Source organism: Paenibacillus donghaensis (assembly GCF_002192415.1).
GTDB lineage: Bacteria > Bacillota > Bacilli > Paenibacillales > Paenibacillaceae > Paenibacillus_AQ > Paenibacillus_AQ donghaensis.
Window position 1 is genome coordinate 4,552,910 of record NZ_CP021780.1, and the last position, 26,868, is coordinate 4,579,777.

Consider the following 26,868-nt stretch of genomic DNA (forward strand, 5'->3'; position numbering starts at 1 on the left):
AAAGAAGGAATTCACACATGAACGATATCTTCAAACGCACCAGCTCGTCCGCTGTACTTTTGGCAGGTAAACCCCATCAAATCAAGGCCGTCCTGGCCGGGTGGATCGAGCAGTATGGACGCGACATGCCCCTGTGCTACATTCTGCTGCTGCAGGATCAGAAACGGAGAACTTCATCTCCACAGTCCAAGGCCGGGTAAGCCCTTCAAGCCTTCCAAGCATTCATAGATCAACAAGACAAGATAAGGAGCTGCTCCCGGGTTGCAGCCGGGAACAGCTCCTTTCGTTGCCTTGAGGCCAATCAGCCTTTGACGCTCTCATTCACAATCGAGACGACAAGCTCAGCCACTTTGACAATATCCTCGGCCCGGATCCGCTCCTGGGTCGTGTGGATATGCTCATACCCCACAGCCAGATTGACAGTTGGCACCTTCAGACCATTGAACACATTGGCATCGCTGCCGCCGCCGGATGCAAACAGCCGCGGAGTCAGCCCCAGCGCCGAAATCGCCCGCTGCGCCAGCTGCACGACTTCATCATGCTCATTGAAGCTGAAGGCCGGGTAGATAATCTCGCTGCGGAACTCGCATTCCGCCCCATACTCACGAACCGTCGTCTCCAGCGCTTCCCGCATGGATGCGATCTGGTCCTGCACTTTCTCCTGCACGATACTGCGTGCTTCCGCATCCAGCTGCACATGATCGCATACCACATTCGTTGGACCGCCGCCGGCGAATCTGCCGATGTTGGCTGTTGTCTCATTGTCGATGCGTCCCAGCTTCATCGCGGCGATCGCCTTGCTCGCCACCTGAATGGCGCTGATGCCATCCTCGGGATTCACACCGGCATGCGCCGATTTGCCGAAGATCTGCATCGTAACTCTCGCCTGTGTAGGTGCGGCAACGGCAATGGCACCAACCTCGCCGTTGGAGTCAAGAGCGAAGCCGAAATCGGCATCCAGATGCTGCGGGTCCATGGCCCGCGCACCCAGCAGCCCGGATTCTTCACCGGCTGTAATCACGAACTGGATCTGTCCGTGCGGAACGCCCTGCTCCTGGATGACACGAATGGCTTCGAACAATGCGGCAAGTCCCGCCTTGTCATCCGCACCAAGAATCGTGCTTCCATCACTTGTAATCCAGCCATCCTCATTCAACACCGGCTTAATGCCCTGCCCGGGAACAACTGTATCCATATGGCAGGTGAACAGCAGCTTAGGAGCGCTCACACCCTCAGTCGCAGGCCAGGTCACGAACAAGTTCCCGGAACCATGTCCGGTTCTTTCCTTGGAATCGTCTTCGGTTACGGCCAGTCCCAGAGCGCCGAATTTCTGCTTCAGCACCTCTGCAATCTGTGATTCGTTTCCGGTCTCGCTATCTACACGGACAAGCTCCATGAATTCTTCAATCAATCGTTGTTCTGCTATCACTGGACTTCCCTCTCTTTCGCGGATACGTTACAATGGTTGTACTAGGCATAATAACACTTATGCTCATTACTTAAACTAATCTCAAAGGAGTCACTCATGCAACGTCAAAAATGGTTTAAAGTTGTCATCTACGTTATGTTGATTGCTATGGTCGCCTCTACGCTGTTTATGGTGATTGAGCCTTTCTTCGCGGGCTAATCTTCCGCCAGCAGCGTTAACCATTAGCGGCAGGGATACCCTGCCGTTATTTTGGTATGTGCACCGGTCATTCCTCTCTGATGGAGAGCAAGGGGGCTTGACCGGCTTCACAGCCAAATTCCTGCAGAAAAAAGGGCAGCAGCGCTTCGGCAACTTCCCTTACTTCAACCCTGCGGCCGCTGCATTCCTCCAGCGAGGTTACGCCGTAGTCGCTGATTCCGCAGGGGATGATGCCTGCAAATCCGTGTTCGGCTATCCCTGCCTTCACATTCAGAGCAAACCCGTGGCTGGTGATGAATCCCCGGCTGGATTTGGCTTTGTTGAATTTCACGCCTATGGCGCAGATTTTGCGATCGCCTACCCAAACCCCTGTATACTCCGGCTTGCGGTCGGCTTCGATCCCGCAGGAGGCCAAATATTCAATCACCACAGCCTCCAGGCTGCGCAGATAACCATGCAGGTCGACCCTGCCCTCTTCACCGAGCTTCAACAGCGGATAACCCACCAGCTGCCCCGGTCCATGATATGTAATGTCTCCTCCCCTGTCGATTTCAAACAGCGTAATGCCCCGCTCCTTCAGCTGCGCACTATCCAGCAGAAGATGCTCGGGATGATTCTGTGAACCTATCGTATAGGTAGGGGGATGCTGCATTAACAGAAGCCGCTCCGGCCGGGTACCGGCATCAATTTGTGCTACGGCTGTTTTTTGCAGCTCCCAGGCCTGGCCGTATTCCATCATAGACTCATAGAATATCTCTAATCTGCGGATAACCTTGCTGTTCATATCTGCAGCTCCCTCCTCTTCCATACTTCTGATTCCAAGTTTACCCTTTCCGCAGCCACCGATCAATACAGCTTCGTATCGGCGTTGTACCCCTCCACATTGTCCTTGACACGCTGGAGGAACCGGCCGCAGATGACACCGTCCAGAATCCGGTGATCCAGAGACAGGCAGATATTAGCCATCGAGCGAACGGCAATCATATCGTTGATCACTACCGGCTTCTTGACAATCGACTCGAAGGTTACAATCGCCGCCTGCGGGTAGTTGATGATCGGATAGGACAGTATGGAGCCGAACGAACCGGTATTATTGACCGTAAACGTTCCTCCCTGCACATCATCCAGCTTCAGCTTGCCTTCCCGTGTTCTCTGCGCCAGCTCGTCGATCTCGCGGGCCAGCCCTGCGATGTTCTTCTGGTCGGCTTTTTTGATCACCGGCATCATCACCGAATCCTCGGTGCCTACCGCAAGCGAGATGTTGATATCGCGTTTGATGATGATTTTGTCGACGGCCCAGACGGAGTTCATAATTGGGTAGTCCTTGAGCGCACTGACTACGGCTTTCATCAAGAAAGCCAGGTAGGTGAGGTTGATCCCTTCCTTGCGCTTGAACTCATCCTTCAGCTTGTTGCGCAGCGCGACCAGATTGGTCACGTCCACCTCAATCATCGTCCAGGCATGCGGGATTTCCGAGACGCTCTGCCGCATCCGGGTAGCAATCGTATTGCGGACCGGCGTTACATCGATCAGGAATTCCGAGCTGCTGCCGCGCCCGCCTTCCACTTCAATCGTCGGAATCTTCGGCGATTCGCTTAAATGCAGACCGGACTGGCGCAGCGGCTCCGATATCTGCTGCTGCTCCTCCACAGTGGGCTGCTGCATCTGGGCTCCGGCCGGTGGATTGACGGCAGAGGCTGGGGATTGATTGCTAGCAGAGACTGATGATTGATTGACAGCAGACGCTGGCGAAGCTGGGCCTGCCGATGGATTGACGGCAGAGACCGATGCAGAGGCTGCCGGAGTCGCGGCGGCACCGCTCTCCAGGTAGGTTAGCACATCCTTGCGTGTGATCCGCCCGCCGAGGCCGGTGCCCGGCACGGCGCTCAGCTCAAGGTTGTGCTCAGCTGCAAGCGTCAGCACCGCCGGTGAATAACGGGCACGCATAGGCGTGTCCCCGTGGGAAGCGGCGGAAGCAGCTGCGCCGGAGACAGACGGCGCGCCAGCTGTGGAGGCAGCCGCGGCACGGCTGCTGCCGGGTGTAGCCGCAGCCGGAGCTTGGCCGGCTGCGGTTCGCGCCGTCGGGCTTGCCGGCGGCGCGGCGGGTGCGGCAGGCTCCTGCGCCGGTGCAGGAGCGGTACCCTGGATGGCCGCTGGCGCAGCCACGGCCACGGCAATGCGGCAGATGACCTCGCCCACATTGATGGTCTGGCCTTCCTCCGCGAGCAGCTCACCCATCACCCCGTCCAGGGTAGATGGCAGCTCCGCGTTTACTTTATCTGTGATCAGCTCACACAGCGGCTCGTATTGCTCAACAGGATCGCCCGGCTGCTTCAGCCATTTTCCGATAGTGGCCGACACCAGCGATTCCGCCAGCTGGGGCATGATCACGTCGATCAGCTTAGAGTTGTTCATGATTTCACTCCTCAAAGTTTTACTACAAATATAAGAGTTTATAGGTTCCACACCATAAATTAGCCTTCTATTTCGTTACTACTTAGGTTCCAACGAGGTTTAGATGTTAATCCGGAACGTGATGGCGTAAATAAATGCGAAAGTGCAACTAATTCCAGCTGAAACCTCTATCAGGAGGCAATTAAGTGCGATATTACAACTAATTTCGAGTAAATCAAGTTCTCTACGTTCAAACGCCGGAATTAAGTGCATTTTTGCAACTATTTGCTCCAAAACGGAAAAAGACGGCTAATTAGATGCAATTTTGCAACTAAATCAATTGCTTGGACTTAGGAAACCACTACGAAGTCAAATCTTCTATGTTCTCATCATACCAAGGCCTAAGCAGTAACTCTATTTCTTAAAAAAACGGATACCGCCTCTTACAGAGAACCGCGAAGCCGTTTCTTCTTACACACTTCACATTACACACTTCACAGAATTTGATTTGCTTCGATAGAATTTGCTTTTTCCGTATTCACATACACATGCGCGCAATATAGTAAATGCCTGCATTTGTACATCTTTTTCGAGCCACCGTAGGAGTTAAGCTCCAATTCCTGCAAAAATACATCTTTTTAGAGTAAATATCGCCTTCCAGCCTGCTTAAACCGGAAATACCTGCACTTTCGCAGGTATTTACTCCAATTATACTCAAATTGTCTAAAATTCCTGTACTATTGCAGGCTTTCGCTCCTGGCTCCTGGCTCCTGGCTCCTGGCTCCTGGCTCCTGGCTCCTGGCTCCTGGCTCCTAGAACCTAGCTCCTAGCGCTTAGCCATAGCCTTTAAGGCATAGCTCTTAGCACAGCGCATCGTACATAGCTCCCAATACCCGGCTTCTGCAAGCTTCTACAAGCCAACGTTCCAACTCTAATTCCGGGCAGCAACTGGATAACTATGGTCAGTTAAAATTCCGTCTTTGGGTTGGATTCCGTCTTAAGTTGAATTACTTCTTAAGCTGAATTCCGTCAACGTCAACAGCAGAATCCCTACATCAGCCCGGCTTCTGCCGTGCTTAATATTGCGCCAGGCGCAGCATTTCGGCCTTCACCTTGTCCTTGTTGAGCAAGAAAAACTTCTCCATCGGCGGGCTGATCGGCATCGCCGGCACGTCGGGGCCGCAGAGGCGGAAGATCGGCGCATCCAGCTCGAACAGACAATGCTCGGCGATAATCGCAGCCACCTCGCCGCCGATGCCGCCGGTCTTGTTGTCCTCATGGACGATCAGCACCTTGCCCGTCTGGCGGGCGGCCGCAATAATGGCCTCGCGGTCCAGCGGCTGCAGCGTACGCAGATCGAGAATATGCGCGGTGATGCCTTCCTCACGCTCCAGCTCCTCCGCGGCCTGCATTGCAAAATGCAGCGGCATGCTATACCCGATAACCGTGATATCGTCGCCTTGCCGCAGCAGGTTGGCTTCGCCGATCGGCACCGTATAGTCGCCTTCCGGCACCTCTCCCTTGATCAGCTTGTAGCATTTCTTGTTCTCGAAGAACAGGACCGGATCAGGGTCGCGTACCGCCGCCTTCAGCAGCCCTTTGGCATCATAAGCCGAATACGGCGCAACAATCTTCAGCCCCGGCGTGCCGAAGAAGATCGATTCCGGGCACTGGGAGTGATACAGCCCGCCAAAAATACCGCCGCCAATCGGCGCGCGGATCACCAACGGACAATTCCAGTCGTTGTTGGAGCGGTAGCGGATTTTGGCCGCCTCGCTGATAATCTGGTTCGTGGCCGGCAGCATGAAATCGGAATACTGCATTTCGGCAATCGGCTTCATGCCATACATCGCCGCGCCGATCGCCACCCCGGCAATCGCCGACTCCGCCAGAGGCGTATCCAGCACGCGCTCCTCGCCGAACTGCTCCTGCAGCCCTTTGGTGGTGGTGAATACGCCGCCTTTGACGCCCACATCCTCACCCAGCACAAATACGGAATCATCCCGCTCCATTTCTTCCTTCATCGCCAGCCGGATTGCCTCGATATATTCAAGCATAGCCATCGTTTAAGCCTCCCCTTCAGACGCGGACTCGTCGTATACATGCAGCAGTGTGTCTTCCGGCTTCGGAAAAGGGGCATTGTCAGCATATTCAATCGCTGCCTTCAGCTCCAGATTGCACTCGGCAATCATGTCCTGCTCCTGCTCTTCGCTCCACAAACCCAGATCTATCAGGTAGTTGCGGAAAAAGGCTACGCCGTCTTTTGCCCAGTTCTCATCAATCTCTTCCTGGGTCCGGTATGCCAGATCATTGTCCGAGGTGGAATGCGGCGACAGCCGGTACATCATCGCTTCGATCAAGGTTGGCCCTTCACCGGCGATGGCACGCTCACGCGCTTCCTTGACGACACGGTAGACCTCCAGCGGATCATTGCCATCTACGCGGATGCCGGGGAATCCGTAGCCGAGCGCACGGTCGCTGACCTTGCCGCCCAACTGCTTGTGAGCCGGAATCGAAATCGCATATTGGTTATTCTGGCACATGAAGATTACCGGCAGCTTGTTGACACCGGCGAAATTGCACGCTTCATGAAAATCCCCCTGGTTGCTGGAGCCTTCTCCAAACGTCACGAAGGAGACAAATTTCTGGCGCTTCATCTTCGCAGCAAGCGCAAAGCCGACTGCATGCGGTACCTGGGTAGTTACTGGACTGGAGCCGGTCACAATCCGCAGCCGTTTGCTTCCGAAGTGGCCCGGCATTTGCCGTCCGCCGCTGTTCGGGTCCTCCGCCTTGGCGAATACGGACAACATCAGCTCGCGCGTGGTCATCCCTACGGTTAGTACGAAGGCATAATCGCGGTAATACGGTAGAAAGTAATCACTCTCCCGGTCCAGCGCAAATGCCGCCGCCACCTGTCCCGCCTCTTGGCCGATGCCGGAGACGTGGAAGTTGATCTTGCCGGCACGCTGGAGCAACAGACTGCGCTCGTCGTATTTGCGGGCGAGCAGCATATATCTGTACATATCGATGACCTGGCCGTCACTGAGTCCAAGTTGCTTATGTCTGTTAACTGTTCCTACAGTACCTGGGTTGTTCATGGTTAGGTACCTCCTAAAATTGGGATAAAGGCTTAAATTCCACCCTCACCACGTACCTGATCTTATAACCAGGTACTAATTCATGGCTTATGACCATTATAATCCCATTCTGCCCAAAAAGAAAAGCCTGGATAAAAGGCTTGCCGCCTTTCTAGTAATTCCTGCAGCCGGGAGTGGCGGCGCGAAAACTTAGAAGCCGATGGACCGTCCATCTACCGCCAGCATCGCTTCGCCTACGATTTCGGAAAGCGTGGGATGGGCATGAACGGCTTCGCCCAGCTCCCATGGTGTTGCATCCAGCAGCTGCGCCAGTGCCGCTTCCCCGATCAGCTCGGTCACATGCGGTCCGAGCATCTGCACGCCCAGAATGTCGCCGCTCGCGCGGTCGGCGACCACCTTGACGAACCCGTCCTTATGGCCCTGCACAATGGCTTTGCCGATGGCCGAGAACGGGAATTTGCCGGTCACGACGTCCCGGCCGAGTGCCTTCGCCTCTTTCTCCGTGTGGCCGACACTGGCTACTTCAGGACGCGTGTAGACACAGCGCGGCACCTTGTGCGTCTCATAGGCGTGAAGTTTCTCTCCGGCCAGATGGTTGACGGCCCGGATACCCTCATGGCTGGCCGCATGGGCCAGCTGCAGGCCGCCGATACAGTCGCCGATCGCATAGATATGCGGCTCCCCGGTCTGCATATTGGCGTTCACCGCGATCACGCCTTTGTCGGTGCGGATATCGGTATTCTCCAGGCCAATGTTCTCCACATTGGCTACACGGCCTACCGATACCAGCAGCTTCTCGGCGGACAGGCTATGGGCCTGGTCCCCCTTGCTGGCCTGCAGCGTTATGCCCTCTGCTGTGATCCGGCTGGAGGCCGCATCCACGGTCATCCCGGTCAGGACCTTGATCCCGCGTTTCTTGAGCAGCCGCTGCAGCTCACGCGCGATCTCTTCATCCTCCAGCGGCAGCAGCTGGTCCGCCGCTTCCACCACGGTCACCTCGACGCCGAAGTCGGCCAGCATCGAGGCCCATTCCACCCCAATCACGCCGCCGCCGACGATCAGGATCGAGGCGGGCAGCTCTTCCAGCAGCAGCGCTTCCTCGCTGCTGAGAATTACCTGCCCGTCCGGCTCCAGGCCGGGCAGCACGCGCGGGCGTGAGCCGGTGGCGAGGATGAGGTTCGCGGAGACTACCGTCTCCATCTCTCCATCCGCAAGCTCTACCGCCACCGCCCCGCTGCGCGGTGAGAAAATCGAGGGGCCTATCACGCGCCCCTTCCCCTTCAGCACTTGAATTTTATTCTTGCGCATCAGGTATTGAACTCCCTGGTGCAGCTGCTCCACTACGCTCTCCTTGCGCCGCTGCACCTTCGGGAAGACCAGCTTCACGCCTTCCGTCTCGATGCCATAGCTCTCGCTGTCCTTGATATCTGCAAAGACCTCGGCGCTGCGCAGCAGCGATTTGCTCGGAATGCAGCCCCGGTGCAAGCAGGTGCCGCCTAATTTATCCATCTCAATCACAACAACGGATTTCCCCAGCTGAGCGGCGCGAATCGCGGCCACGTACCCTCCGGTACCTCCGCCAAGTATTGCCACGTCACATGAAATCGTCATGATATGTATCCTCCAGTCATTCGTGCAATCTATGAACTATACTATTGTACTCTGTTTCGAACGCTTTACAAAACCAACAAACGTCATATGTCCGTGGACTTTTTTACGATGAAGCGTTATCATAAAAAGGAATTCAAAGAGCCCCAAGCGGCTCTGGAGGGGTGGGGGTTCTGATGAAATTGCTGATTTCACGCTTCATTGCCATCCTGATTCTGGTCGTTCCCGGCCTGATGGCCATGAACGGGTTTCTGATGATGAAAGACGATATCTTCGATTACTACTCCATGCATGGCGATGAGACGACAACTCCCGTGTTCGCCTGGCTCCATTTCGGCGGCGGACTGCTGCTGTTTCTGGCGGGCATGAGCTTCCTCGGCGGCTGGATACTGACCCGTGACCGCAAAAAAGGCTACGCCGGTCCGCGGTTTCGCGAGAAACAACAGGCTCAGGCTGCCTCCGCTCCAGACGTCCCCAAAGCCCCTTAAACCTATCATCCACACTACTTTTTCTGCTATATTTTATTCCAACCCTACCTATCCCAACCGTACCTATCCAACTCCTCGTACCCATCCAATCCGCTGATTTCGGCACAGCATACTTAAGAGTTCATTTAATTTAACTGTAATACTGGTTACTGATAGATCTCAGCGGGGATTGTTGCTGCTGGAACGTTCGGAGTAAATAAAGGAAAAAGTAAGATACTACTTAGGTTCCAGCTTGGATTAAATATGTCCCACTTGAATGATCGGAGCATTTAGATACAAAAGTGGTTACCACTTCGGTTCCTGCAAGGATTTAATATGTCCCACTCGAACGTTTGGGCAATTAAATGCAAAAATTGCTTACCACCTAGGTTACAGCAAGGATTTAATATGACCCACTTGAATGATCGGAGCACATAGATGCAAATGGGTTACCACTTAGGTCCCATCAAGAATTTAGCCTGTTGCCCTGGAAAGTTCAGAGCAATTAGTTGCGAATATGCATCTAATTCCAGTCAAATCCTCCATCAGAGGGCGAATAAGTGCGTTTCTGCAACTAATTTCGAGTAAATCACCCCCTCTTACAGTAATTTTGCAAAGAACCTGACATCAAAGCAGTCAGGGAATATTTACAAAAAAAAGAGACTCCATTATCGTAGAAGTATACACACACCCACGAAAGGAGATCTCTTGGTTAATAAAGTAGCTGAAAAGGTGTTGTTATGTCAAGTCACCCAATGGTTAGATCGCAATGCTTCCTTGCTGCTCGGCGACCGTTATGCCAAAAAACTTCACTGGGGCAACACGGTGTTTCTCTTTTTAGAGGCCATATTTAGAGGACGAAAAGGGACTCAAGAGATTGCAGATCATGTAGAGAGTTCTACGTGGATGCAAGAATGCACCGGAATTCAATCCATTCACCAGTCGTCCTTGAACCGCAAGCTCGGCGAACTGCCCCCGGAGGTGCTCCGTGAGCTATACCTCTCTCGCCTGGAGCATCTGTTGGAACAGGAAGGACCGTCCCTGCCTAAAAAACTGAAAAAGTTGGGCCCCCTCGCAGCAGTCGATTCCACCAGCCTGACGCTGGGGCGGGTTCGCGGCCAATGGGCCTACCAGCAAACTGGAAAAAACGCCGTCAAGATGCATACCTGCTTGCACCTGACGGGCGAGCACTCGGCGATTCCCATGGCTCCGGTGCTTTCTACCGCGACGGTGGCCGATATGGACACTGATGTGCTAGCGGCATTGGTTTGGCAAACAGGGATTACGTATTTGTTCGACCGGGGGTATATTCACTACACTCAATATCTACAATGGCTCCAGGCAGGTATTCTGTTCGTCGCTCGCCTCAAGCAAAATAGCAAAGTGAAGGTGCTTAAAACGCGGAAGGTGAAGGCAGCGGGACTGGTGCTGGATGCGGATGTGGAGCTGACGTGTCCGAAGACGGGGAAAACCGGTGTATTTCGGCTCGTGGAGTACAAGTATACGGACAAGAAAAAGAAGGCTCACCTGGTTCGTGTTCTCACCAATCGCTGGGATATCACGGCTCTCGAAGTCGCACAGCTGTACCGCTACCGCTGGAAAGTAGAACTCTTTTTTAAATGTATGAAATCCAACTTACACCTGAAAAAAATCTATAGCAGCCGGAACCCGGAAGCCGTATGGAACCTGATCTACCTCTACCTGATTGCGTATGTGCTCTGCGAAGAGCTCCGTCTGTGTTATGCACCGAAGCAGCGAATCGGCCGGGTGCTAGCCGTGTTCCGCTTGTATATAAAAGGAACGTTGGCGGATTTCCTGAAGCATCTAAACCGACCGAAAGAGCGAACGAGCAAAGGGCGAAGGAACAAGGGAGGCAGACCAGCGACTCGGCCGAAAGTGTTGAAGCCTAAGCCTATCCAATTTTAGGTAAGTTACAAGTGATGAACAACTGAAGCTAGACCAATCCAAAAAAATGAGGTGTGTGTAGGCTTAAGTGGAGGTGGCTTTTTTTTGCTTTTTTTGAGTAGACCCCAGACGCGTTCGCCTGGGGCCAGGGAAAGTGTACAAAATACGCCCCTCCCAAAACGTAACTTACAGTAAATAAGCCTACCACGCCTCCTCGTGTGATGTTCTTTGCAAAATTACTGCCCCTCTTATGCTCAAAATCCCAAATTAGATGCCTTTTTGCATCTATTTCCTCTAAAACACAAAAAAGCGGCTAATTAGATGCATTTACGCAACTAAATCAATCAATCGAACTTAGGAGTCAACCATGCCGCTGAGTGTTCGTTGTTCACATTTGATATGGCATAAATAGCAGTGAGAGTAGATACCGAAGCCTAACTAGATAGTAACCAGAATCGCTTTATTCGGCTGCTGGTGGGTGCTGGCAGTGATGGTGGTACTGGTGGTTGATCACGCTAAATTAGCTGCAGAATCGCAGTTCATTCCCCCTGTTTTGCGATCCCGCTAATTAGTTGTACGTTCGTGGTACTCATTGGACAAACATTCTGTTACCTGCCAAGCAGCCACTTTATCCGAGTGAACCTTCAGCTAGTCTAAATGTCACTTACATCGCAAGGCTGAGTGGCAGCAGCGGCGGAGTGGGATGTTGGGATCTGTCTGCAATTTGCAGCTTCATCATGTCAGGTGCAGCTTCATCATGTCAGTCTGCACATTCATCATGTCAGTCTGCCGCTTCATATATCAGCCCTAATCCAGCCCCGGCTCAGCTAAGCGCCTCCTGCTGCTCCTCGGCATGCCCGTGCACCAGTTCGCTGTACAAGCCTCCCTGGCGCAGCAGCTCCTCATGCGAGCCCTGCTGCAGCAGTTTGCCGTCCTGCAGGACCAATATCCGGTCTGCGGCGCGGATCGTATTGAGCCGGTGGGCGATCACGAAGCTGGTGCGTCCCTTCATCAGCGCCTGCAGCCCTTCCTGAATCTTGATCTCGGTGACCGTGTCGATGCTGGACGTCGCTTCATCCAGCACCAGCATGGCCGGATTAGCCAGGATGGCCCGGGCAATCGCCAGCAATTGCTTCTGCCCCTGGCTGATGCCGCTGCCGTCGGCAGAGAGCATTTTCTCATAGCCATCGGTCATCCGCATAATGAAGGGGTGCGCGTTCGCCAGCCTAGCCGCCTCCTCCACCTCTTCATCCGTGGCATCCAGCCGGCCATAGCGGATATTATCGCGGATACTGCCCTTGAACAGGAACGAATCCTGCAGCACAAAAGCCATTTGGCTGCGCAGGCTCTCGCGGCGGATCGTGGTCAGATCTTGACCATCCAGCGTAATCAGACCCGCACGGGGATCATAGAAGCGGGACAGCAGCCCGATCAGCGTCGTTTTGCCGGCTCCGGTAGGTCCGACCAAGGCGATCATCTCACCCGGCTTCGCCTCGAAGCTGATATCATGCAGCGTATCCGCTGCGCCTTCATAGGCAAAAGAAACCCCGCTGAACCGCACAGCACCCTCCACCTTGTCCAGTGTAACTGCCGCTCCTTCATCCTTGGCTTCCTTCTCCTCATCCAGCACCTCGAATACCCGCTCCGCTCCGGCAATCGCCGACAGGAGCGTATTCCATTGGTTCGCCAGGTCATTCAGCGGCCGGGTGAACTGGCGGGTATATTCCACGAAGACGATAATCACGCCAACCGTAATCGAGCCGCGGATCGCCAGCAACCCGCCGATGCCAGCCACAATTGCAAAGCTGAGGTTGTTCAGCCCATTCATCAGCTTGGGAATGAAGCCGGAGATCGCCTGCGCCCAATAGCCTGACAGCATAATCCGCGTATTGCGCTCACGGAAGCCGGTCAGCACCCGCTCCTCCTGGGAGAAGGCCTTGATGATCCGCTGGCCGGACAAGGTCTCCTCGATGAATCCGTTCATCTCGCCCATATTGCGCTGGCGCTCCTTGAACAAGGGACCTGTGCGCCGCGTAATCCAGCGCATGCCAAGCAGCATCAGCGGCACCACAATGAAGGTCAGCAGCGTCAGCAGCGGACTGAGCCAGAGCATGACGCCAAGCGTGCCGACCAATGTCAGCACACTGGAGAAAATCTGAATCGCCGAGCTGTTCAGCGTGGAGCTGACGCTCTCGATATCATTGGTCAAGCGGCTCATTATCTCACCCTGCTGCCTGCGGTTGAAGAAGGAGATCGGCAGCGTATGCAGATGGGAGAACAGGTCCGTGCGCATCCTGAGCACCGTTTCCTGGGCAATCTCGATCATCCAGATATTCTGCAGCCAGGAGGTCAGCGAGAACAGGATATAGACCAGTGCCAGGGAGAGGAGAAACAAGCTCCATGAGCGCCCTCCCGCACCCTCCAGGTAATCATCCACCGCTTGCCCGATCAGGAATGGGCCCAGCAGGGCCAGGGCCGAGCTGAACACAACCATCAGCAGCACAAGTATAAGCTTGGCTCTGCGTTTGGCTAGATACTGCCACAGCCGCTTCAGCGTGCCTGCCCAGTCCTTGGCTTTGGCCTTCGCCTTGCGCCCCCGGGGAGAACCGAAGCTTGCGGCTTCCCCCAGCTCAAAGTTCGGTCTGGGATGGCGGAAAGGCTCAAGTAATGCTTTGAACATGCGGCAATCCGCCTCCTGTCTGGGATTCCTGTATTTTGCGGTAGAGATCCGACTCTGCCATCAGCTCCCGGTGGGTGCCCCGTCCGATCAGCCTGCCTTCATCCAGCAGCAGAATCAGGTCAGCCGACACCGTGGAACTGATCTTCTGTGTAATTAGAAACGTAGTGCAGGACATCTGCTTAAGCGCTTGCAGCAGCTGTCCCTCCGTTACGGCATCCAGCGCACTGGTGCTGTCGTCCAGAATCAGGATCGCGGGCCTCCGGACCAGCGCCCGGGCAATCGTGAGCCGCTGCTTCTGCCCGCCGGAGAGGTTCACACCCCGCTGGCCGAGCATCGTCTCATAGCCATCCGGCAATCCCTCTATCGTCTTGTGGATCTGCGCAGCCTTCGCTGCCTGCCGGATCTCCTCCAGACTGGCATGTTCGTTGCCCCAGCTGATGTTCTCGCGCACCGTACCACTGAACAGCAGCACCTCTTGGGGAACATAACCGATATTACGCCGCAGCCGGGAGATTTCCATACCCGAGCTCTCTACCCCATCGATCAAAATAGAGCCAGCAGTCTGCTTATACAGCTGTGGAATCAGCGCCACCAGCGTGGACTTGCCGGAGCCGGTGGCTCCCATAATCGCAATCCGCTCCCCTGGACGCGCAGCGAAGGAAATGTCCTCCAGCACACGGATGTCGCTCTCGGGATACGAGAAGCTTACGTGGTTGAGCTCCACCGCTCCTTGGATAGGAGCGTGACCTGCTGCCTCCGGTGTTCCCTGCTGCCCTATGTACACCATACCGACTGCAGTAGCACTTGCCTGCTTCCACTCACCAGCCACACTTCCACCGGCTTGCTTCCGCTCACCAGCTTCCACACTCATTTCACTCGCTTCCGCCCCTTGCTCCATCACTTCGCCAATCCGCTGGGATGACGCCCGGGCGCGGGAGAAGGTGACGACGATCCAGGACAAGGCAGAGAGCGCCCCGATCATCCGGGTCGAATAATTAATCACAGCCACGGTCTGCCCAAGGGTAGCCTCCCCGGCGGCAATCTCAATGCGTCCAAACCACAGCACAGCCAGAATCGCCGCGTTGACGATCAACATAATAAACGGCATCGTGGTTTCGGTTAGCCGCAGCGCGGACATACTGGATTTCATCAGTTCTGTACTGAATGAGGCGAACCGGCCCATCTCATGTACCATCCGCACGAACACGCGGATCAGCCGGATGCCGGTCAGATTCTCCTGAATGACTCCATTCACCGTATCCAGCCGGATTTGGACTATGCGGAACAAGGCGGAAGCCTTGCGCATGACCCAATAGAGGAACCCGATCAACAGAGGCAGGGTGACTACCAGCAGCAGCCCCAGCTTCACATGCACCACGAGAGCCATAATTACGCTGCCCATAACGACCAGCGGCACCCGGGTCATAAACCGCAGGCTCATAAAGACGGTATCCTGCAGCTGCGACACATCACCCGTCAGCCGGGTAATCAGCGAGGAGGCCGCGAAGCGGTTGAATACTTCATAAGAGAACGACTGCACTTTAGCATACAGCTTGTCTCTGAGATCGAAAGCGAACCCTTGGCTGGCGTGGGAGGCCAGGAAGGAGCTAAGCACTCCGGCGCCAAAAGCCACTCCGGCACTGGCCACCAGCACCGTTCCCCAGAACCATACGACCGAAGCATCTTGCTTGCTGATGCCCTCGTCAATGATTTTGGAGATCAAGAGCGGCTGTGACAGCTCCACCGCAAGCTCAATCAACATCATCACCAGTGCGGCGATGGCGGCAACACGGTATTTTTTCAGATAAGACAGGATCAGGACCATTTGGCATTACCCCATTTATTTATTCGTAGAGTGCTTCACGCAGCCGGGTAGACATGCTTGATGCCTGTCCGGACTTCAGGATGACCCGGCGAAGCGCCTTGTTGCTGCGGCTGAGCTCAGCCATTTCCGCCACCATTTCTTCCAGCAGGGCAACAGCCCCGCCGGAGATTTCGCCGGTTTCCTGCAATGCAGTAATTCGTTGCTTCCATTCCTCCATCGTATCAGCCATTACTATGCTCTTCCTTTCCATAAACAGATTACCGCCAATTATAACACATTCCATAGGATGAACTTTAGCAGGTACGTGTATCCGCTGCAGCCGAGAACATGTTTTCACTGGCTTCTCCCGCAAGGAATATGATACTCTAGTAAAGTCGGTTTTTGGCTTGATTACTCAGTTGGTAACGAAAGGAACGATGAATGTGGCACAGTTGTTTTTCAAATACGGGGCAATGAACAGCGGAAAATCCATCGAAATCCTCAAGGTTGCACACAATTATGAAGAGCAGGGCAAATCCGTGCTGATCTTCACGCCTTCGCTGGATGACCGGGATGAGGTGGGCTATATCTCCTCACGAATCGGTCTGCGCAAGCAGGCCATTGCCATTGATGAGCATACCAATATCTATGACATAGTTAGTACAAATCTTCCTAAACCTCACTGTGTGTTGATTGACGAATGCCAATTTCTCAGCAAGGACTGCATTCTCCAGCTGGTGCGGATCGTTGATGAGCTGAACATTCCCGTGATGGCCTTTGGACTAAAGAATGATTTTCAGAATAATCTGTTTGAGGGCAGTAAATATATGCTGATCTATGCGGACAAAATAGAGGAAATGAAGACGATCTGCTGGTTCTGCGAGCGGAAAGCCACCATGGCGCTGCGGGTCGAGAACGGCAAACCCGTCTACAGCGGCAAGCAGATTCAGATCGGCGGCAATGAGGCCTATTATCCGGTCTGCCGCAAATGCCATAAGAATCCGCCATTGTAACAAGAAGAGCGCAGCAAAAAGCATTCCTAAACCGTCCGGTCCGGGAATGCTTGTATCCTAAAATAAGGGCTATACTCAAACGCTGATCCGGTACCGCTCTTCAAGCACCTTCAGATGATGATAATCATGGCCGATCAGCACACAGGCCTGTCCCCGCGCTGACAACGGTCGGTCGTTAACGGTTCCGATCCGGGTCCATTCCTCTTCCTGGAGGGCAGACATCAGCGCTGCTGCAGCTTCCCGCACAAGTCTGTAGCGCTCAATCAGCTGAGATAGCGGGAACCGCTCGAAATGGGTGGCATCCACATAGACATTCTCGTCGAAGCCGGGCAGCGGCGTCTGATCACCGCGGGCAATGACCAGCAAGCGGTAAGACATGATCTGGCAAGTGTCGGCCATATGTCCAATTAATTGCTTGATACTCCATTTGCCGGGCGCGTAGCGGTAGTCCCCCTGCTCTTCACTATATCCACCAAAGGTATCCAGCAACAGCTCCGTCTGCTGCTGAAATACGGCAGGAAGTTCTCCTTCCGGAGGTACCAGAGAAACATAGTGCTCCTGATAATCGGGATATTCATGGCTCTGCGGACGCTCTAACATAGATAAACCCCTCTCATGTTAACAATAGAACCTAGACTTAGATAAAAGAATATGTATTTGGCTACAGAAGCTCCAATTATCCCATATTACCCATCATATGTAAAGAAAAATTCAGCGGATGAATGACAGGAGACGGGATCAATTCCAAATGGTACCATTTAAATGATCTTTAGAACGTGAACTTATAGAATGTTACATACGGAGCCCTATGCATCAGGCTTTCTGACAACTCCGCTACTCCATTCTTAAGTTCATCTTATATAGCTATATTATTCTGAATAACCGATGGAGGAATCTCATGGAATATCACTTTCATCCTTCTCCGCGCCCCTCATCCCTTGAGATGTTGTCTGACGAACAACTGTTGAACATTTATGAATTGGCGGTGCAGGTTGAGGCTTCACCTGAATTTATCGAAATCGTACGTAATGTGCTCACCAGCCGGAAAGTGCTGGATGTTGATAAGCGTTGAACGTGGCAAGTAGAAACGGTTACCGTCCCTTTAGGGAGGGTAACCGTTTCTACTTGAAATAAGCCATCCTCTGCCCAAGCGGAGGATGGCTTATTTCATTTGCACGGTCCACAAGGCTGCTGCTGAAGCGTGCTCTACTCGATAAATTCGGTTTTGAACACATTCTCAAGTTTACCGCCAAGTCTCTTCTTCAAAGGCACTTTGATATCTCTGCCCAGCTCCTTGAAGAAAGTATCCACATCACATTTGACGTTCTGTGCCATGGCGATAACCGTTCCATCCTGTACAATATTCTGGTTGGCTTCAAGCGGCACGTCCACTTCGATGTCATATTTCTTGGTCAGAGTCTTGATGTACCGTGCAAAGATTTCCAGCAGCTCTTCGTTGTTGAAGTTCTCGATAGCGGCTTTGCCCTTGCTGGTAAATTTCATGTTAATTCTCATTTGTGGATATCCCCTTTTCTGTCAAACCATTTTTTGTAGTTGTTTATGGATCAAGATGAATAGATGGCTGCAAGAGAGGGCAACATTATTCATTGTTGAAAGCAGTTGATACTAACACCCTCGGTTACTTGAATGCGCCTTTGATTTGATGTATTTTGAACTCAGTAAATTCCTTGAGTGCCCCTATAACCTGCTCCTGCTCTTCTTCCTGCAGCTCATAGATGTACTCCCGCAGCCATTCCCCAAACATAAAGGCCTGGCGCCCTTTCCGCGGCTGTTTCCTCAAAGAATCCAAACTGCCTTCAAACTTGTCATTCAGGACATCGTTAAGATTATATTTCTCAATCTTCTCAATTACCATTCCTGCCCCATATTCGGTTTCGTAAACAATCACCTCGTTGGCATCAAAGGAAACAAACGATGTCTCCTGGCCTTCCTTAGCCCGAAACTCCTTCAGCTTGTTGAAGGCCGTCTCATAGATGTAGTCCTGGGACTGGTTATGCAGCGGCAACTGATACCCTTGCTTCAAGGTCTTGATATATTCCAGATCCGGCATATAATCAGCCAGATGGTACATCCGGTTCTTAAGGTCCGCCCCCAACGCTTCGATGATCTTGTCGAGATTGTCCTTCAGCGGAATGCTCTCGCCGCGTTCAATCTTGCTGAGCTGGGAGTAACTGATCCCACTCTTGTCTTCAAGTCCTCTTAAGGTCAGTCCTCTGATCTTTCTGATGTGCCGGATGAAATTTCCCAGCTCACCAGGGCTGTTCTGTGAAGCGTTCATAGGAGTCACCTCCCTTCTATCATAACACAACGCAACAATTTGTGTTTCATTATAACAATCATTCCCTGAAAATAATGTTCTGAAAGATAATTTTGGCGTTTTCAGAGCGGCTGGATAATGGAATATATTATTTATAATGGGTCCGGCGAGGATTTAGAAGCTGGATCTTCCAGCCGGGTGAGCGGAACGCCTGCGATGGGCGCTTAAACTGCCTATCGTCAAGTGACTCGCAATGCCATCGTCTTAAGGGGAAACCCACCCCAAGACCAGGATGAACACACCGCTGCGCCTGGTGAAATGTACCGATGATCAAGGGTGCATTTACCGCACAAGCCAGACACCAAGCAAACCCAGCGCAGGAAAGCAGCAGAAGCAAGAGAAACGCCGCTCTCTCAGAGGTCGAAGAAAGAGAAGGCATGCAGGTCCTGCAACCGGCCCGGTGAAAAAGGCATTCGCGTCATGAAATAAGTAGTGGATTAGTTACTACTTAGATCCCACTAAGGATGTAACGTGATGCACTAGAGCATCCAGAGAAATTAGATGCGAAAGTGGTTACTACTTAGGACCCCATAGGAAAGGAGCATCAAATTTTGATCGCCACATCAGTCCAATCACGGAATTAGTTGCGAATCTGGTTACTACTTAGGTCCCCTAGCCCTCTTCGCTCGTAACCCTCGCTTCGATTTCAGACGGTTGCGGACTCAGGAGCCTCTATTTGCTGTACATAGGCCGTTTTGCAGGATTAACGGACCCAGGAGCCTCTATATCACAGAAAACCCTCGCTTTAGAGCCTGTTTTGACGACTTAGGGGCTATACGGTCCGTAAGACGTCAAAAGATCGCAGATAGGAGGAAATAGGGGCTATACGGTCCGCTAGAATGTAGGTTACCTAGTTCAAGGGCTTGGAGTGTCGCAGGGTCCTAAGTAGTAACCGAAAGTGCATCTATTTTCTCTGGAAACGGATGATATCGGGTAAATAAGTGCGAATCTGCAACTATTTTCACGCAAATCGCTCATTCAGCGTTCAGAACACGAAATTAGATGCGTTTTTGCACTTATTTGCTCTAAAACAGAAAAAATCTTCTAATTAGATGCAGATTCGCAACTAATTCGGTGTGGACTGGACTTATCTGGCGATCAGACTTTGATGCTCCTCTCATATTGGGTCCTAAGTAGTAACCAGTTCTGCAACTAAATCGGTGGATTGGACTTATTTGGTGTTGCAGCGGCTTAGTCTTGGGTGCTCCTATCCTACGGACGCCTAGGTAGTAACCAGAAATTAAACCCTGCAGTTCTGACAGGGGTGCTGCGTCTGCCAGAACTGCAAGAGACCGCGAGCCCTGCGGCCGCGGTCTCTTGCAGTTGGTCTATTCGATGATCTGCAGCAGATTCAGGATCATCTGCGCACTTTCGGCACGCGTACCGTTCTGGGCTGCTTCGAACCGCTCGGCAGAGCGGCCCTGCATCAGCCCGAGGGCCTGCGCTTGCCCGATCGCTTCCCTTGCCCACGGCTTCGCCGCGGCAAGGTCCGTGAATGCCGGTCCGCTGAAGTCCGCCGCAGCCGGGGTCCCGGCTGCATAGGCGTACGCGCGGACCAGCATCAGCGCCATCTCCTGGCGCGAGATCGCCGCGCCAGGACGGAACGCGCCCGGCTGGCTGCCGTTCACGATGCCGGCCTGCGCAGCCAGGCCTACCGCATCGGCATACCAGCTGCCAGCCGCCACATCCGTGAAGGTGGACGCTGTGCCACCTTCACCGGCCAAGCCCAGCGCGCGCACGAGCAGCGCGGCGAACTCGGCCCGGGTGATGTTCCGGTTCGGCTCGAACCGGTCCACACTCACCCCCTGCACCAGCTGCTTGGCGGCCAGCTGCTTGACGGCAGCCAGCGCCCAGTGGCTGGCTTTCAGGTCACTGAAGCTCTTGTCATAGGCCAGCACCGCATAGGTGCTGAAGTGGCTGACAGACGCTGTCAGTGTGCTGCCCTCCCACTGGCTCTTGATGTATTCCAGCCCGCCATCCTCCGTGAGGACATAGAGGCCGAGCAGATTCCGGTCTTCCGTGGAATCTACATTCAGAGAGATCGTCAGCGGTGAGTTGAACTCCCGCAGTGTGAAGCTCTGGCCCGCTGCTGTTGTCAGCGTAAAGGACCAGTCCAGCAGCTCCGTTCCCGTCTTCAGCTGCGCTCCGGCAGCGGCTGCCGCACGTTCCAGCAGCTGTACCGCGCTGCTGGCAGAGAGCGTGTCTGCACGCAGCGTGATCTTGCTGTCAGCACCGGCCCCGGCCGGGGCCAGCGCAGTAAGCTGCGCGAGCAGCTGCGCCGGAATCACTACCGACATCCCTTCGGCATTCACGCGCAGCGGAGCATTGCCCAGTAGGTCGGCGGCATTACCCGGCAGATTCAGCTCCGTGAGCCGGCCTTCCACCGTAACTACCGCCTCACCCGCTGTATTGCGGGCACCGCTTAATTGCTCGGCCGCTACGTCCACCACACCCGGTTGCTGCGTAGCTGCTGGCGTTGGCGACGGTGATGGTGTTGGTGACGGCGTCACCACGGGTCCCGGATTCCATCCCGGACCTGGGTCCGGTGTAAGCTGCGGTGTCGGCGTCGGCTGTGGCGTCAGTGTTGGCTTCACCGTCGGTGTCGGTGTTAGCGTCGGCGTTGGCTCCGCCGTCGGTGTCGGTGTTGGTGTTGGCGTTGGCGTCGGCGTCGGCTCTGGCTCTTCGCCGTCTCCCGCCGCAGTTACCGTCAGCACATAGCTGCCGTTCAATCCCTCATAACTGGCGCTGATCGTTGTTTTGCCTGCTGCCAAGGCGGTAAGCTGACCACCTGCGGTGATCCCGGCAACAGCCGGTTCAGAGCTTGTAAACACCACACCAGCCGGAAGCTCCCATAGGCGTCCATCGCTGTATACGGCTTGTGCAACTACAACCCCTGTGCTTCCCGCCTTCAGCTGCTCCGGCCCTTTCAGCTTCAGGCCTTGGATCACCGGATCAGCCATGCTGACTTGCAGTTGATAAGAAGCGGTGAACTCCTTGTATGTGACAGAGATCACGGTTGAACCCTCCTGAAGGGCTTCCACCCGTCCTTGTTCATTAATGGTAGCGATCTGCTCATTGGAGCTGGCATAGCGAAGCCCTTCTCCTACAAGAGTCCGTTTGCCAGATGCATACACAGTCTCCGTTACCGTAAGGGACGTTTCCCCCGGCTTCAGCTGAGTTGCGCCCTTAAGCGACAGCCCCTGCAACACATCTACGGTAATGGTGCTCTCCGCGTACACATTCGGATAACCCTGAACTGCGGCTCTAACCTTGGCCGTTCCCGGCTGCAGAGCAGTCACCAGTCCGTAGGTGTCTACGGTCACTGATGCGGGTTCAACACCCGGCACCACAGACCACTCGATCTTCTGGCGGGTTGCCTGCTCCGGATACACGGCTGCATTCAGCTGCAATTGCTGTCCCGGCTCAAGCTGAGCAGCGATTGGGTCAAGCGTGACCGACTGCGGCAGCACCTTGCCAATTACGAGGCGGTCAATCTCTGCTCCGTCCACTGTACGGGCAACAACCGTAATCTGATTGGCTTCAATCTCCACGGCGGTAAAAATCTGCTCATCTTCATCATAAATTTTCTCCTGCCATACCCGCTCCGTCAGCGCATAGAACTTCGGACCTGACGATCCGCCGATCACATAACGCGTGCCCTCTCCATCGGCAACCTGCTTGCCGCCTTTCATCGGATATGTCCGAAGGTAGATATGGTCATGTCCGTTCATTACAAGATCCACACCATGCTTGTCAAACACCGGCACCCAGGTGGACTGCACCCGTTCATTCGAATAGATGCTGCCGTAAGGCCCCTGATGGAAAAATACCACCTTCCACTTCTTGCCGCTGGCGGCCAGGTCCTGATCGAGCCAGTTGGCCTGCTCCTCCATCAGACTGGCGGAGACTTCGGTATTCATTACTGCGAAATGCGTATCCTCCAGATCAAAGGAATAGTTGCTGCCTTTGACGCCGTCCGCACCGTTCTGCGGATTATGGAACTGGGCCAGGTAATCGCCGTTCCCGTTCGTGCCCATCACCTCATGGTTCCCGATAATCGGCACCAGCGTCGTGTTCAGCAGCTGCGGCTGGGCGGCATCGAACCACCAGTTCCATTGCTCCTGCTCGAATCCTTTGTCGACCATGTCGCCCGCATGAACGAGCATCTCTGCATCCGGCATAGTGGCAAAAGCCTTCTCTACCGTATCCTTCCACAGATCAAAGCCTGCCTTGGAGTCTGCCTGCGAGTCCCCGATGAACAGGAACTTGGTCAAGTTATCCGCCGCACCTGCCTCATCGGCTGTAGTGAAGCTTCCCAACGCGCTTACTTGGCTGCCACCGTCCCCTACCCGGTACACATAAGTGGTTCCGGGAGCAAGCCCAAGCGCTTCCGCCTTATGCACCCGCATGGTTCCGTCGTTGTTGGTGTTGTAAATTCGGCTGTTGCCGTTAATTCTCAGTACATTGCTGTCCTCAAATGTAGTGAATTCCGACTGCTTCACCAGTTCCAGCACCGTATCCGCCGTCAGCGGCTCGGTCTGCCAGGTGAACTGGCGGGAAGTCGCGGCATCGGCTCCCATCGTCACGTTGATATTGCGCGGAGCCGCAGTCCCGCTGTAAGCAGCCACGTTGAAGACCATCACCGGACTGAAGGCCTCGCCCTTCACCGCTTGCAGCTTATAGGATCCTTCTGCAACGGTTGCGGCAGAACTGGTTAACAGCCCGTCTGCACCTGAAGCCGCATCGGCCGTCTCCACGCCATCCATGAGCAGCTTCACACCTTCTGCTGCCGCGCCGCTGCTATCTTTTACAGTGAATACTGCATTCAGGCCTTTGGCGATGTCATAATGATTCCAGCTCAGCTGCAACTGCGTCTTCACCGTGGTTTCCAGCGAAGCACCAATGGAGCTGAGCGGCTGTCCGCTGCCCTCCGTAGAGGTAACCGAACCGGCGGTATTCTCAATCACCAGCGGCTTATCGGTCACTCCCGCAGCCTGTTCCAGCGTGAACGGACCGGCATAATCACTGCGCACGGTGTAGCGGATCTGGCCGAGCAGATCACTGTCCTTCAGCTTGGCTTCGCTGATCCCGTTAAACTTCAGGGTGACTGTGCCAGTAGCCTCATCAATGACAGGCTCCAGCTGCTGCCCGTTTAATCCGCTGCCTCGGACCACTTCCAGCTTCTCTACGGCCGCCGGATCAAATTGGAAGGTGATGAACCCCTCCTTCAGCTTGTCCGCTTTCTCTGCGCTAATGTCCACTGTATACGCATTGCCGGCATAGACGACCTCCGGCGTATCATACACGTAGAACGGAGAACCCAGATTTACAGTGAAGAACCATTCCTTAATCGTCTGATTGCCACTTAAATCACGGATGGCCACCTTCACCTTGTGCCGTCCTTCCCCAAGCGGAACCTTGGGCTTGTAGCTAATCTGTCCTTTTGGCGGATAGAATCCATGCTCCACCAGCTCGCCATCCACATAGACGCGGGTGGCGTCCGGATTAATTAGCGTAGTACCGGGGTGAGCTACGGGGTCATACCCGTCATCCTGGCCGGTAACGGATAGGGTCGGGGTTGCCGTTTTGACGATTTCATTCACACCCGGAACTATTTCCGTGAACACCGGAGGGGTTCTGTCTTCATTCAAAGGACCATACACAGCGCGGATATCATCCACATAGATAGCTCCGGCATTTTTCTTCAGATTGCTGGTTTCCATGTAGCGCACGGGCATGTCCATCGATAGTGGTGTGGTTCTGCCCTTCGGCACGTTCACCTCTACATACTTCCAGCCTGTCCAGTTCACCCCGTTCACCTGATCGGTGAAATCAACAGGGCTTGCCGCATTGTTGCCGTCACGGATCTGTCCACGCAGCCAATGTTTGTTGCCGTCGCCATAGATCCACATGCCGATCTTCTCGGGATAGCCGGGAATCTGCACCCGGTTCTCGGTAGAGGTTGCTGTCACATACGCCCCCGAGGTCCCTGTCATTCCGCTAAAATCATATTCCAGCTTCAGCGATTTGCTGCCGCTGCGCACATAATCCAGATCAGTTACCTCGCTGATCAACACGCTTTTGGCAGCTGAACTGGAGGCTCTGTATTTGCCGATGCCGGACTCGAAATCCTCCATCACTACCGGAGGCAGTCCGACATTGACTTCAAAAGAAGTCTCAACTTCTCCATAACGGACAATAATTCTGCCGTTCTGCCCATTCTCAGCGGTTGCCGTGAGCACGCCGTTCTCATCCACCGAACCGATATTGCCTTCCACCTGCCACTCGAAGCTGTGGTTGTCAGCCTGAACCACCTGGCCACCACGCAGCGCCTTCACGCTCAGCTGTGCGATGGCTCCGCTGGTATAGGTCTTGATCTCGTCGGGAAACTTCAGCTCGGTCAGCGAATCCACTACTTCAAGGGCTCCGCTCCCCTCGGCAGCGCCCGCTGCCGCAGTAACTTTCCCTGTGCCTGCCGTCTTGCCTGCAGTGAACAGCCCATTGCTGTCAATCACGCCAAGCGCAGGATCTGCTTGCCAGCTCAGCGCGCCTTCAACTGGCGTTGGATGCCCGTTCGCATCCACGCCTGCCGCTGTGAAGCTATAGCTTGCACCCTGCAGAATTCGCTCGGCATTCGGTTGAATCGCCAGCTTCGCAGCCGTGGCCAGCTCCGGCGCTGTGTTGACCAGCAGCAGCCCGTTGCCTGTCTTGCGCTCGAATCCGTCCGAGCCTTGATTCAGCATCTTCACTCCGCTGGTGCCAGGCATTCTGGCCGCAAAAGTCGACGAGCCGCCGCCATCCAGATTCATCGCCTGCACCGCGCCCATGTCCTTCAGCATCTGGGCCAGCTCCGGCGTCTCTACACCTTCACTGAAGCCGGGCGAGCGTCCATCCACTTCGAACAGGATGATGCTGCCATCCGCTTTGGTCCCGATCGCTGTGCGGGGATGCACCCCTGCCGGACCAACGTTGGTCTGCACCACGCCATCCTTGACCAGCGGACCTTGTCCGCCGATAGCCACGCTCACCTGATCCCACTCACCGTCCAGCTGGAAACGGGCGGAGACTTCATCGCCTTGTGCCAAGCCTTGCAGCAACTGGCGGGAAGTGCCGTGTGCCGAGAGCACCACCTTGCCGGCTACCAGCGGAGTATCTCCCAGGTTGCTGCGGATCTCGGACACCTTCAGGCTCAGGGTCTGTCCGCTTTTGACCTCGCCGGAGATGATGTCCAGCACCACTTCGTCCCCTTCGGCGGTCGATTTGGTCGATGTATTATAATCTGCTGTATAAAGCACCAGCTGATCGGTATTTCGGTAACGGTTGATGCTGGTCAAATCACTTGTTTGTCCATTAATAGTCACCGTCCGGGTCAGCTTGGGCGTGCCGTAGATCGAACCGCCGTCCGCCTTCAGACCGAAGGTGTACCCCGAGCCGCTGTTCAGGATGACTCCATCGCCCATAAACAGACCATTCGGCACGCCTGTGGCAAAACCGGAGATTTCGTAGAAATCACCATTGATCCCAGCAACCACACGGTTGCCCGGCGCATCGGCATGCTTGGCCATTTCGGTAACACCTTTCATCCCGTAGACCTTGCCGTCTTTGGTGCCTGCCTGCAGTTCCAGATTGGGCTGCTGCGGATTGAACTCTACAGCATGAACCTTCTGATAGCCGCGCGCATCCTGCAGATCTGTCCATGAATAGCTGGCTCCCGGAGCAAGCTCCGCCTGGCGCGAATCAATTACGGTACCATAGCTTTCCGATGCCAGAGCAGAATTGGAAGCGTCTGCGATCAGACCCGGCTGAACTAACGAGAGAAACAGAGATGCGATAATTGCAGCATTCCACAAACGTAAATACCTTCTCACTTGGTTGAAACCCTCCCTAAGGATGTCGCTTTTTGTCAGATTAGCACGACATGATAGGGTAAATAC

19 protein-coding genes are annotated in these 26,868 nt (G+C 54.3%); 6 read left to right on the forward strand and 13 right to left on the reverse strand.

Annotated features, from left to right (window positions below; translation table 11 throughout):
- Nucleotides 1-17 precede the first annotated feature (17 nt).
- On the forward strand, nt 18-200 hold the full coding sequence (locus B9T62_RS20940; RefSeq protein ID WP_087917072.1) for a hypothetical protein: 183 nt from the start codon (nt 18-20) through the stop codon (nt 198-200).
- Nucleotides 201-301: 101 nt separating this feature from the next.
- On the opposite strand, the gene B9T62_RS20945 is transcribed toward B9T62_RS20940, so the two are convergent.
- Nucleotides 302-1,429, reverse strand: a complete 1,128-nt coding sequence (locus tag B9T62_RS20945; RefSeq protein WP_087917073.1) for a tripeptidase T — start codon at nt 1,427-1,429, stop codon at nt 302-304.
- A 96-nt stretch (nt 1,430-1,525) separates the two neighbouring features.
- Between B9T62_RS20945 and prli42 the strand changes: the two genes are divergently transcribed.
- Nucleotides 1,526-1,627, forward strand: a complete 102-nt coding sequence (prli42, locus tag B9T62_RS20950; protein WP_087917074.1) for a stressosome-associated protein Prli42 — start codon at nt 1,526-1,528, stop codon at nt 1,625-1,627.
- Nucleotides 1,628-1,694: 67 nt separating this feature from the next.
- On the opposite strand, the gene lipB is transcribed toward prli42, so the two are convergent.
- The 5 genes from lipB to lpdA form a co-directional block, all read right to left on the reverse strand.
- Nucleotides 1,695-2,411 carry a lipoyl(octanoyl) transferase LipB gene (gene lipB, locus B9T62_RS20955; protein WP_087920351.1) on the reverse strand — a complete coding sequence of 239 codons (717 nt, stop codon included), beginning with the start codon at nt 2,409-2,411 and terminating at the stop codon, nt 1,695-1,697.
- 62 nt (nt 2,412-2,473) lie between these two features.
- Nucleotides 2,474-4,045, reverse strand: coding sequence for a dihydrolipoamide acetyltransferase family protein (locus B9T62_RS20960; protein WP_087920352.1), 1,572 nt, complete (start codon nt 4,043-4,045; stop codon nt 2,474-2,476).
- A 1,052-nt stretch (nt 4,046-5,097) separates the two neighbouring features.
- Nucleotides 5,098-6,084, reverse strand: a complete 987-nt coding sequence (locus B9T62_RS20965) for an alpha-ketoacid dehydrogenase subunit beta (protein WP_087917075.1) — start codon at nt 6,082-6,084, stop codon at nt 5,098-5,100.
- A 3-nt stretch (nt 6,085-6,087) separates the two neighbouring features.
- Complete coding sequence (locus B9T62_RS20970) at nt 6,088-7,119, reverse strand: thiamine pyrophosphate-dependent dehydrogenase E1 component subunit alpha (RefSeq protein WP_087917076.1); 1,032 nt, start codon at nt 7,117-7,119, stop codon at nt 6,088-6,090.
- Nucleotides 7,120-7,308: 189 nt separating this feature from the next.
- A complete protein-coding gene (lpdA, locus tag B9T62_RS20975; RefSeq protein WP_087917077.1) occupies nt 7,309-8,730 on the reverse strand; it encodes a dihydrolipoyl dehydrogenase in 1,422 nt (473 codons plus the stop codon).
- 173 nt (nt 8,731-8,903) lie between these two features.
- Here lpdA and B9T62_RS20980 point away from each other — a divergent pair, with 173 nt between their 5' ends.
- Both B9T62_RS20980 and B9T62_RS20985 read left to right on the forward strand, forming a co-directional pair.
- Nucleotides 8,904-9,215: a DUF2627 domain-containing protein gene (locus B9T62_RS20980; RefSeq protein ID WP_087917078.1), complete on the forward strand. Its 312-nt coding sequence runs from the start codon at nt 8,904-8,906 to the stop codon at nt 9,213-9,215.
- A 687-nt stretch (nt 9,216-9,902) separates the two neighbouring features.
- Nucleotides 9,903-11,120, forward strand: coding sequence for an IS4 family transposase (locus B9T62_RS20985; RefSeq protein ID WP_087913723.1), 1,218 nt, complete (start codon nt 9,903-9,905; stop codon nt 11,118-11,120).
- Between the two features lie 802 nt (nt 11,121-11,922).
- On the opposite strand, the gene B9T62_RS20990 is transcribed toward B9T62_RS20985, so the two are convergent.
- The 3 genes from B9T62_RS20990 to B9T62_RS21000 are packed head-to-tail and all read right to left on the reverse strand — an operon-like array spanning nt 11,923 to nt 15,833.
- Entirely contained in the window at nt 11,923-13,779 is a 1,857-nt protein-coding gene (locus B9T62_RS20990) for an ABC transporter ATP-binding protein (protein ID WP_087917079.1), read from the reverse strand.
- A complete protein-coding gene (locus B9T62_RS20995; RefSeq protein WP_087917080.1) occupies nt 13,760-15,604 on the reverse strand; it encodes an ABC transporter ATP-binding protein in 1,845 nt (614 codons plus the stop codon). Before B9T62_RS20995 ends, B9T62_RS20990 begins: the two co-directional genes overlap by 20 nt.
- Before the next feature lie 19 nt (nt 15,605-15,623).
- Nucleotides 15,624-15,833, reverse strand: a complete 210-nt coding sequence (locus B9T62_RS21000; RefSeq protein WP_087917081.1) for a hypothetical protein — start codon at nt 15,831-15,833, stop codon at nt 15,624-15,626.
- Between the two features lie 193 nt (nt 15,834-16,026).
- Here B9T62_RS21000 and B9T62_RS21005 point away from each other — a divergent pair, with 193 nt between their 5' ends.
- A complete protein-coding gene (locus B9T62_RS21005) occupies nt 16,027-16,596 on the forward strand; it encodes a thymidine kinase (protein ID WP_087920353.1) in 570 nt (189 codons plus the stop codon).
- Between the two features lie 75 nt (nt 16,597-16,671).
- Here B9T62_RS21005 and B9T62_RS21010 read toward each other — a convergent pair whose 3' ends face one another.
- On the reverse strand, nt 16,672-17,196 hold the full coding sequence (locus B9T62_RS21010) for a DinB family protein (protein WP_087917082.1): 525 nt from the start codon (nt 17,194-17,196) through the stop codon (nt 16,672-16,674).
- Between the two features lie 298 nt (nt 17,197-17,494).
- Here B9T62_RS21010 and sda point away from each other — a divergent pair, with 298 nt between their 5' ends.
- The gene (sda, locus tag B9T62_RS21015) at nt 17,495-17,668 is read left to right on the forward strand and encodes a sporulation histidine kinase inhibitor Sda (RefSeq protein WP_087917083.1); all 174 of its coding nucleotides are present in this window, start codon (nt 17,495-17,497) and stop codon (nt 17,666-17,668) included.
- A 134-nt stretch (nt 17,669-17,802) separates the two neighbouring features.
- On the opposite strand, the gene B9T62_RS21020 is transcribed toward sda, so the two are convergent.
- The 3 genes from B9T62_RS21020 to B9T62_RS21030 all read right to left on the reverse strand — a co-directional run bounded on the left by B9T62_RS21020 (nt 17,803) and on the right by B9T62_RS21030 (nt 26,802).
- Complete coding sequence (locus B9T62_RS21020) at nt 17,803-18,111, reverse strand: hypothetical protein (RefSeq protein WP_087917084.1); 309 nt, start codon at nt 18,109-18,111, stop codon at nt 17,803-17,805.
- A 124-nt stretch (nt 18,112-18,235) separates the two neighbouring features.
- Nucleotides 18,236-18,895, reverse strand: a complete 660-nt coding sequence (locus B9T62_RS21025) for a helix-turn-helix domain-containing protein (RefSeq protein WP_087917085.1) — start codon at nt 18,893-18,895, stop codon at nt 18,236-18,238.
- A gap of 1,367 nt (nt 18,896-20,262) precedes the next feature.
- Nucleotides 20,263-26,802, reverse strand: a complete 6,540-nt coding sequence (locus tag B9T62_RS21030) for a phosphodiester glycosidase family protein (protein ID WP_157793947.1) — start codon at nt 26,800-26,802, stop codon at nt 20,263-20,265.
- Nucleotides 26,803-26,868: the final 66 nt, after the last annotated feature.

Excerpts from the sequence above, each read along its gene's own strand:
- B9T62_RS20940 (WP_087917072.1), top strand. The coding sequence starts at position 18 with ATGAACGATATCTTCAAACGCACCAGCTCGTCCGCTGTACTTTTGGCA.
- prli42 (WP_087917074.1), top strand. The coding sequence starts at position 1,526 with ATGCAACGTCAAAAATGGTTTAAAGTTGTCATCTACGTTATGTTGATT.
- lipB (WP_087920351.1), bottom strand. The coding sequence starts at position 2,411 with ATGAACAGCAAGGTTATCCGCAGATTAGAGATATTCTATGAGTCTATG.
- B9T62_RS20965 (WP_087917075.1), bottom strand. The coding sequence starts at position 6,084 with ATGGCTATGCTTGAATATATCGAGGCAATCCGGCTGGCGATGAAGGAA.
- B9T62_RS20970 (WP_087917076.1), bottom strand. The coding sequence starts at position 7,119 with ATGAACAACCCAGGTACTGTAGGAACAGTTAACAGACATAAGCAACTT.
- lpdA (WP_087917077.1), bottom strand. The coding sequence starts at position 8,730 with ATGACGATTTCATGTGACGTGGCAATACTTGGCGGAGGTACCGGAGGG.
- B9T62_RS20980 (WP_087917078.1), top strand. The coding sequence starts at position 8,904 with ATGAAATTGCTGATTTCACGCTTCATTGCCATCCTGATTCTGGTCGTT.
- B9T62_RS20990 (WP_087917079.1), bottom strand. The coding sequence starts at position 13,779 with ATGTTCAAAGCATTACTTGAGCCTTTCCGCCATCCCAGACCGAACTTT.
- B9T62_RS20995 (WP_087917080.1), bottom strand. The coding sequence starts at position 15,604 with ATGGTCCTGATCCTGTCTTATCTGAAAAAATACCGTGTTGCCGCCATC.
- B9T62_RS21000 (WP_087917081.1), bottom strand. The coding sequence starts at position 15,833 with ATGGCTGATACGATGGAGGAATGGAAGCAACGAATTACTGCATTGCAG.
- B9T62_RS21010 (WP_087917082.1), bottom strand. The coding sequence starts at position 17,196 with ATGTTAGAGCGTCCGCAGAGCCATGAATATCCCGATTATCAGGAGCAC.
- sda (WP_087917083.1), top strand. The coding sequence starts at position 17,495 with ATGGAATATCACTTTCATCCTTCTCCGCGCCCCTCATCCCTTGAGATG.
- B9T62_RS21020 (WP_087917084.1), bottom strand. The coding sequence starts at position 18,111 with ATGAGAATTAACATGAAATTTACCAGCAAGGGCAAAGCCGCTATCGAG.
- B9T62_RS21025 (WP_087917085.1), bottom strand. The coding sequence starts at position 18,895 with ATGAACGCTTCACAGAACAGCCCTGGTGAGCTGGGAAATTTCATCCGG.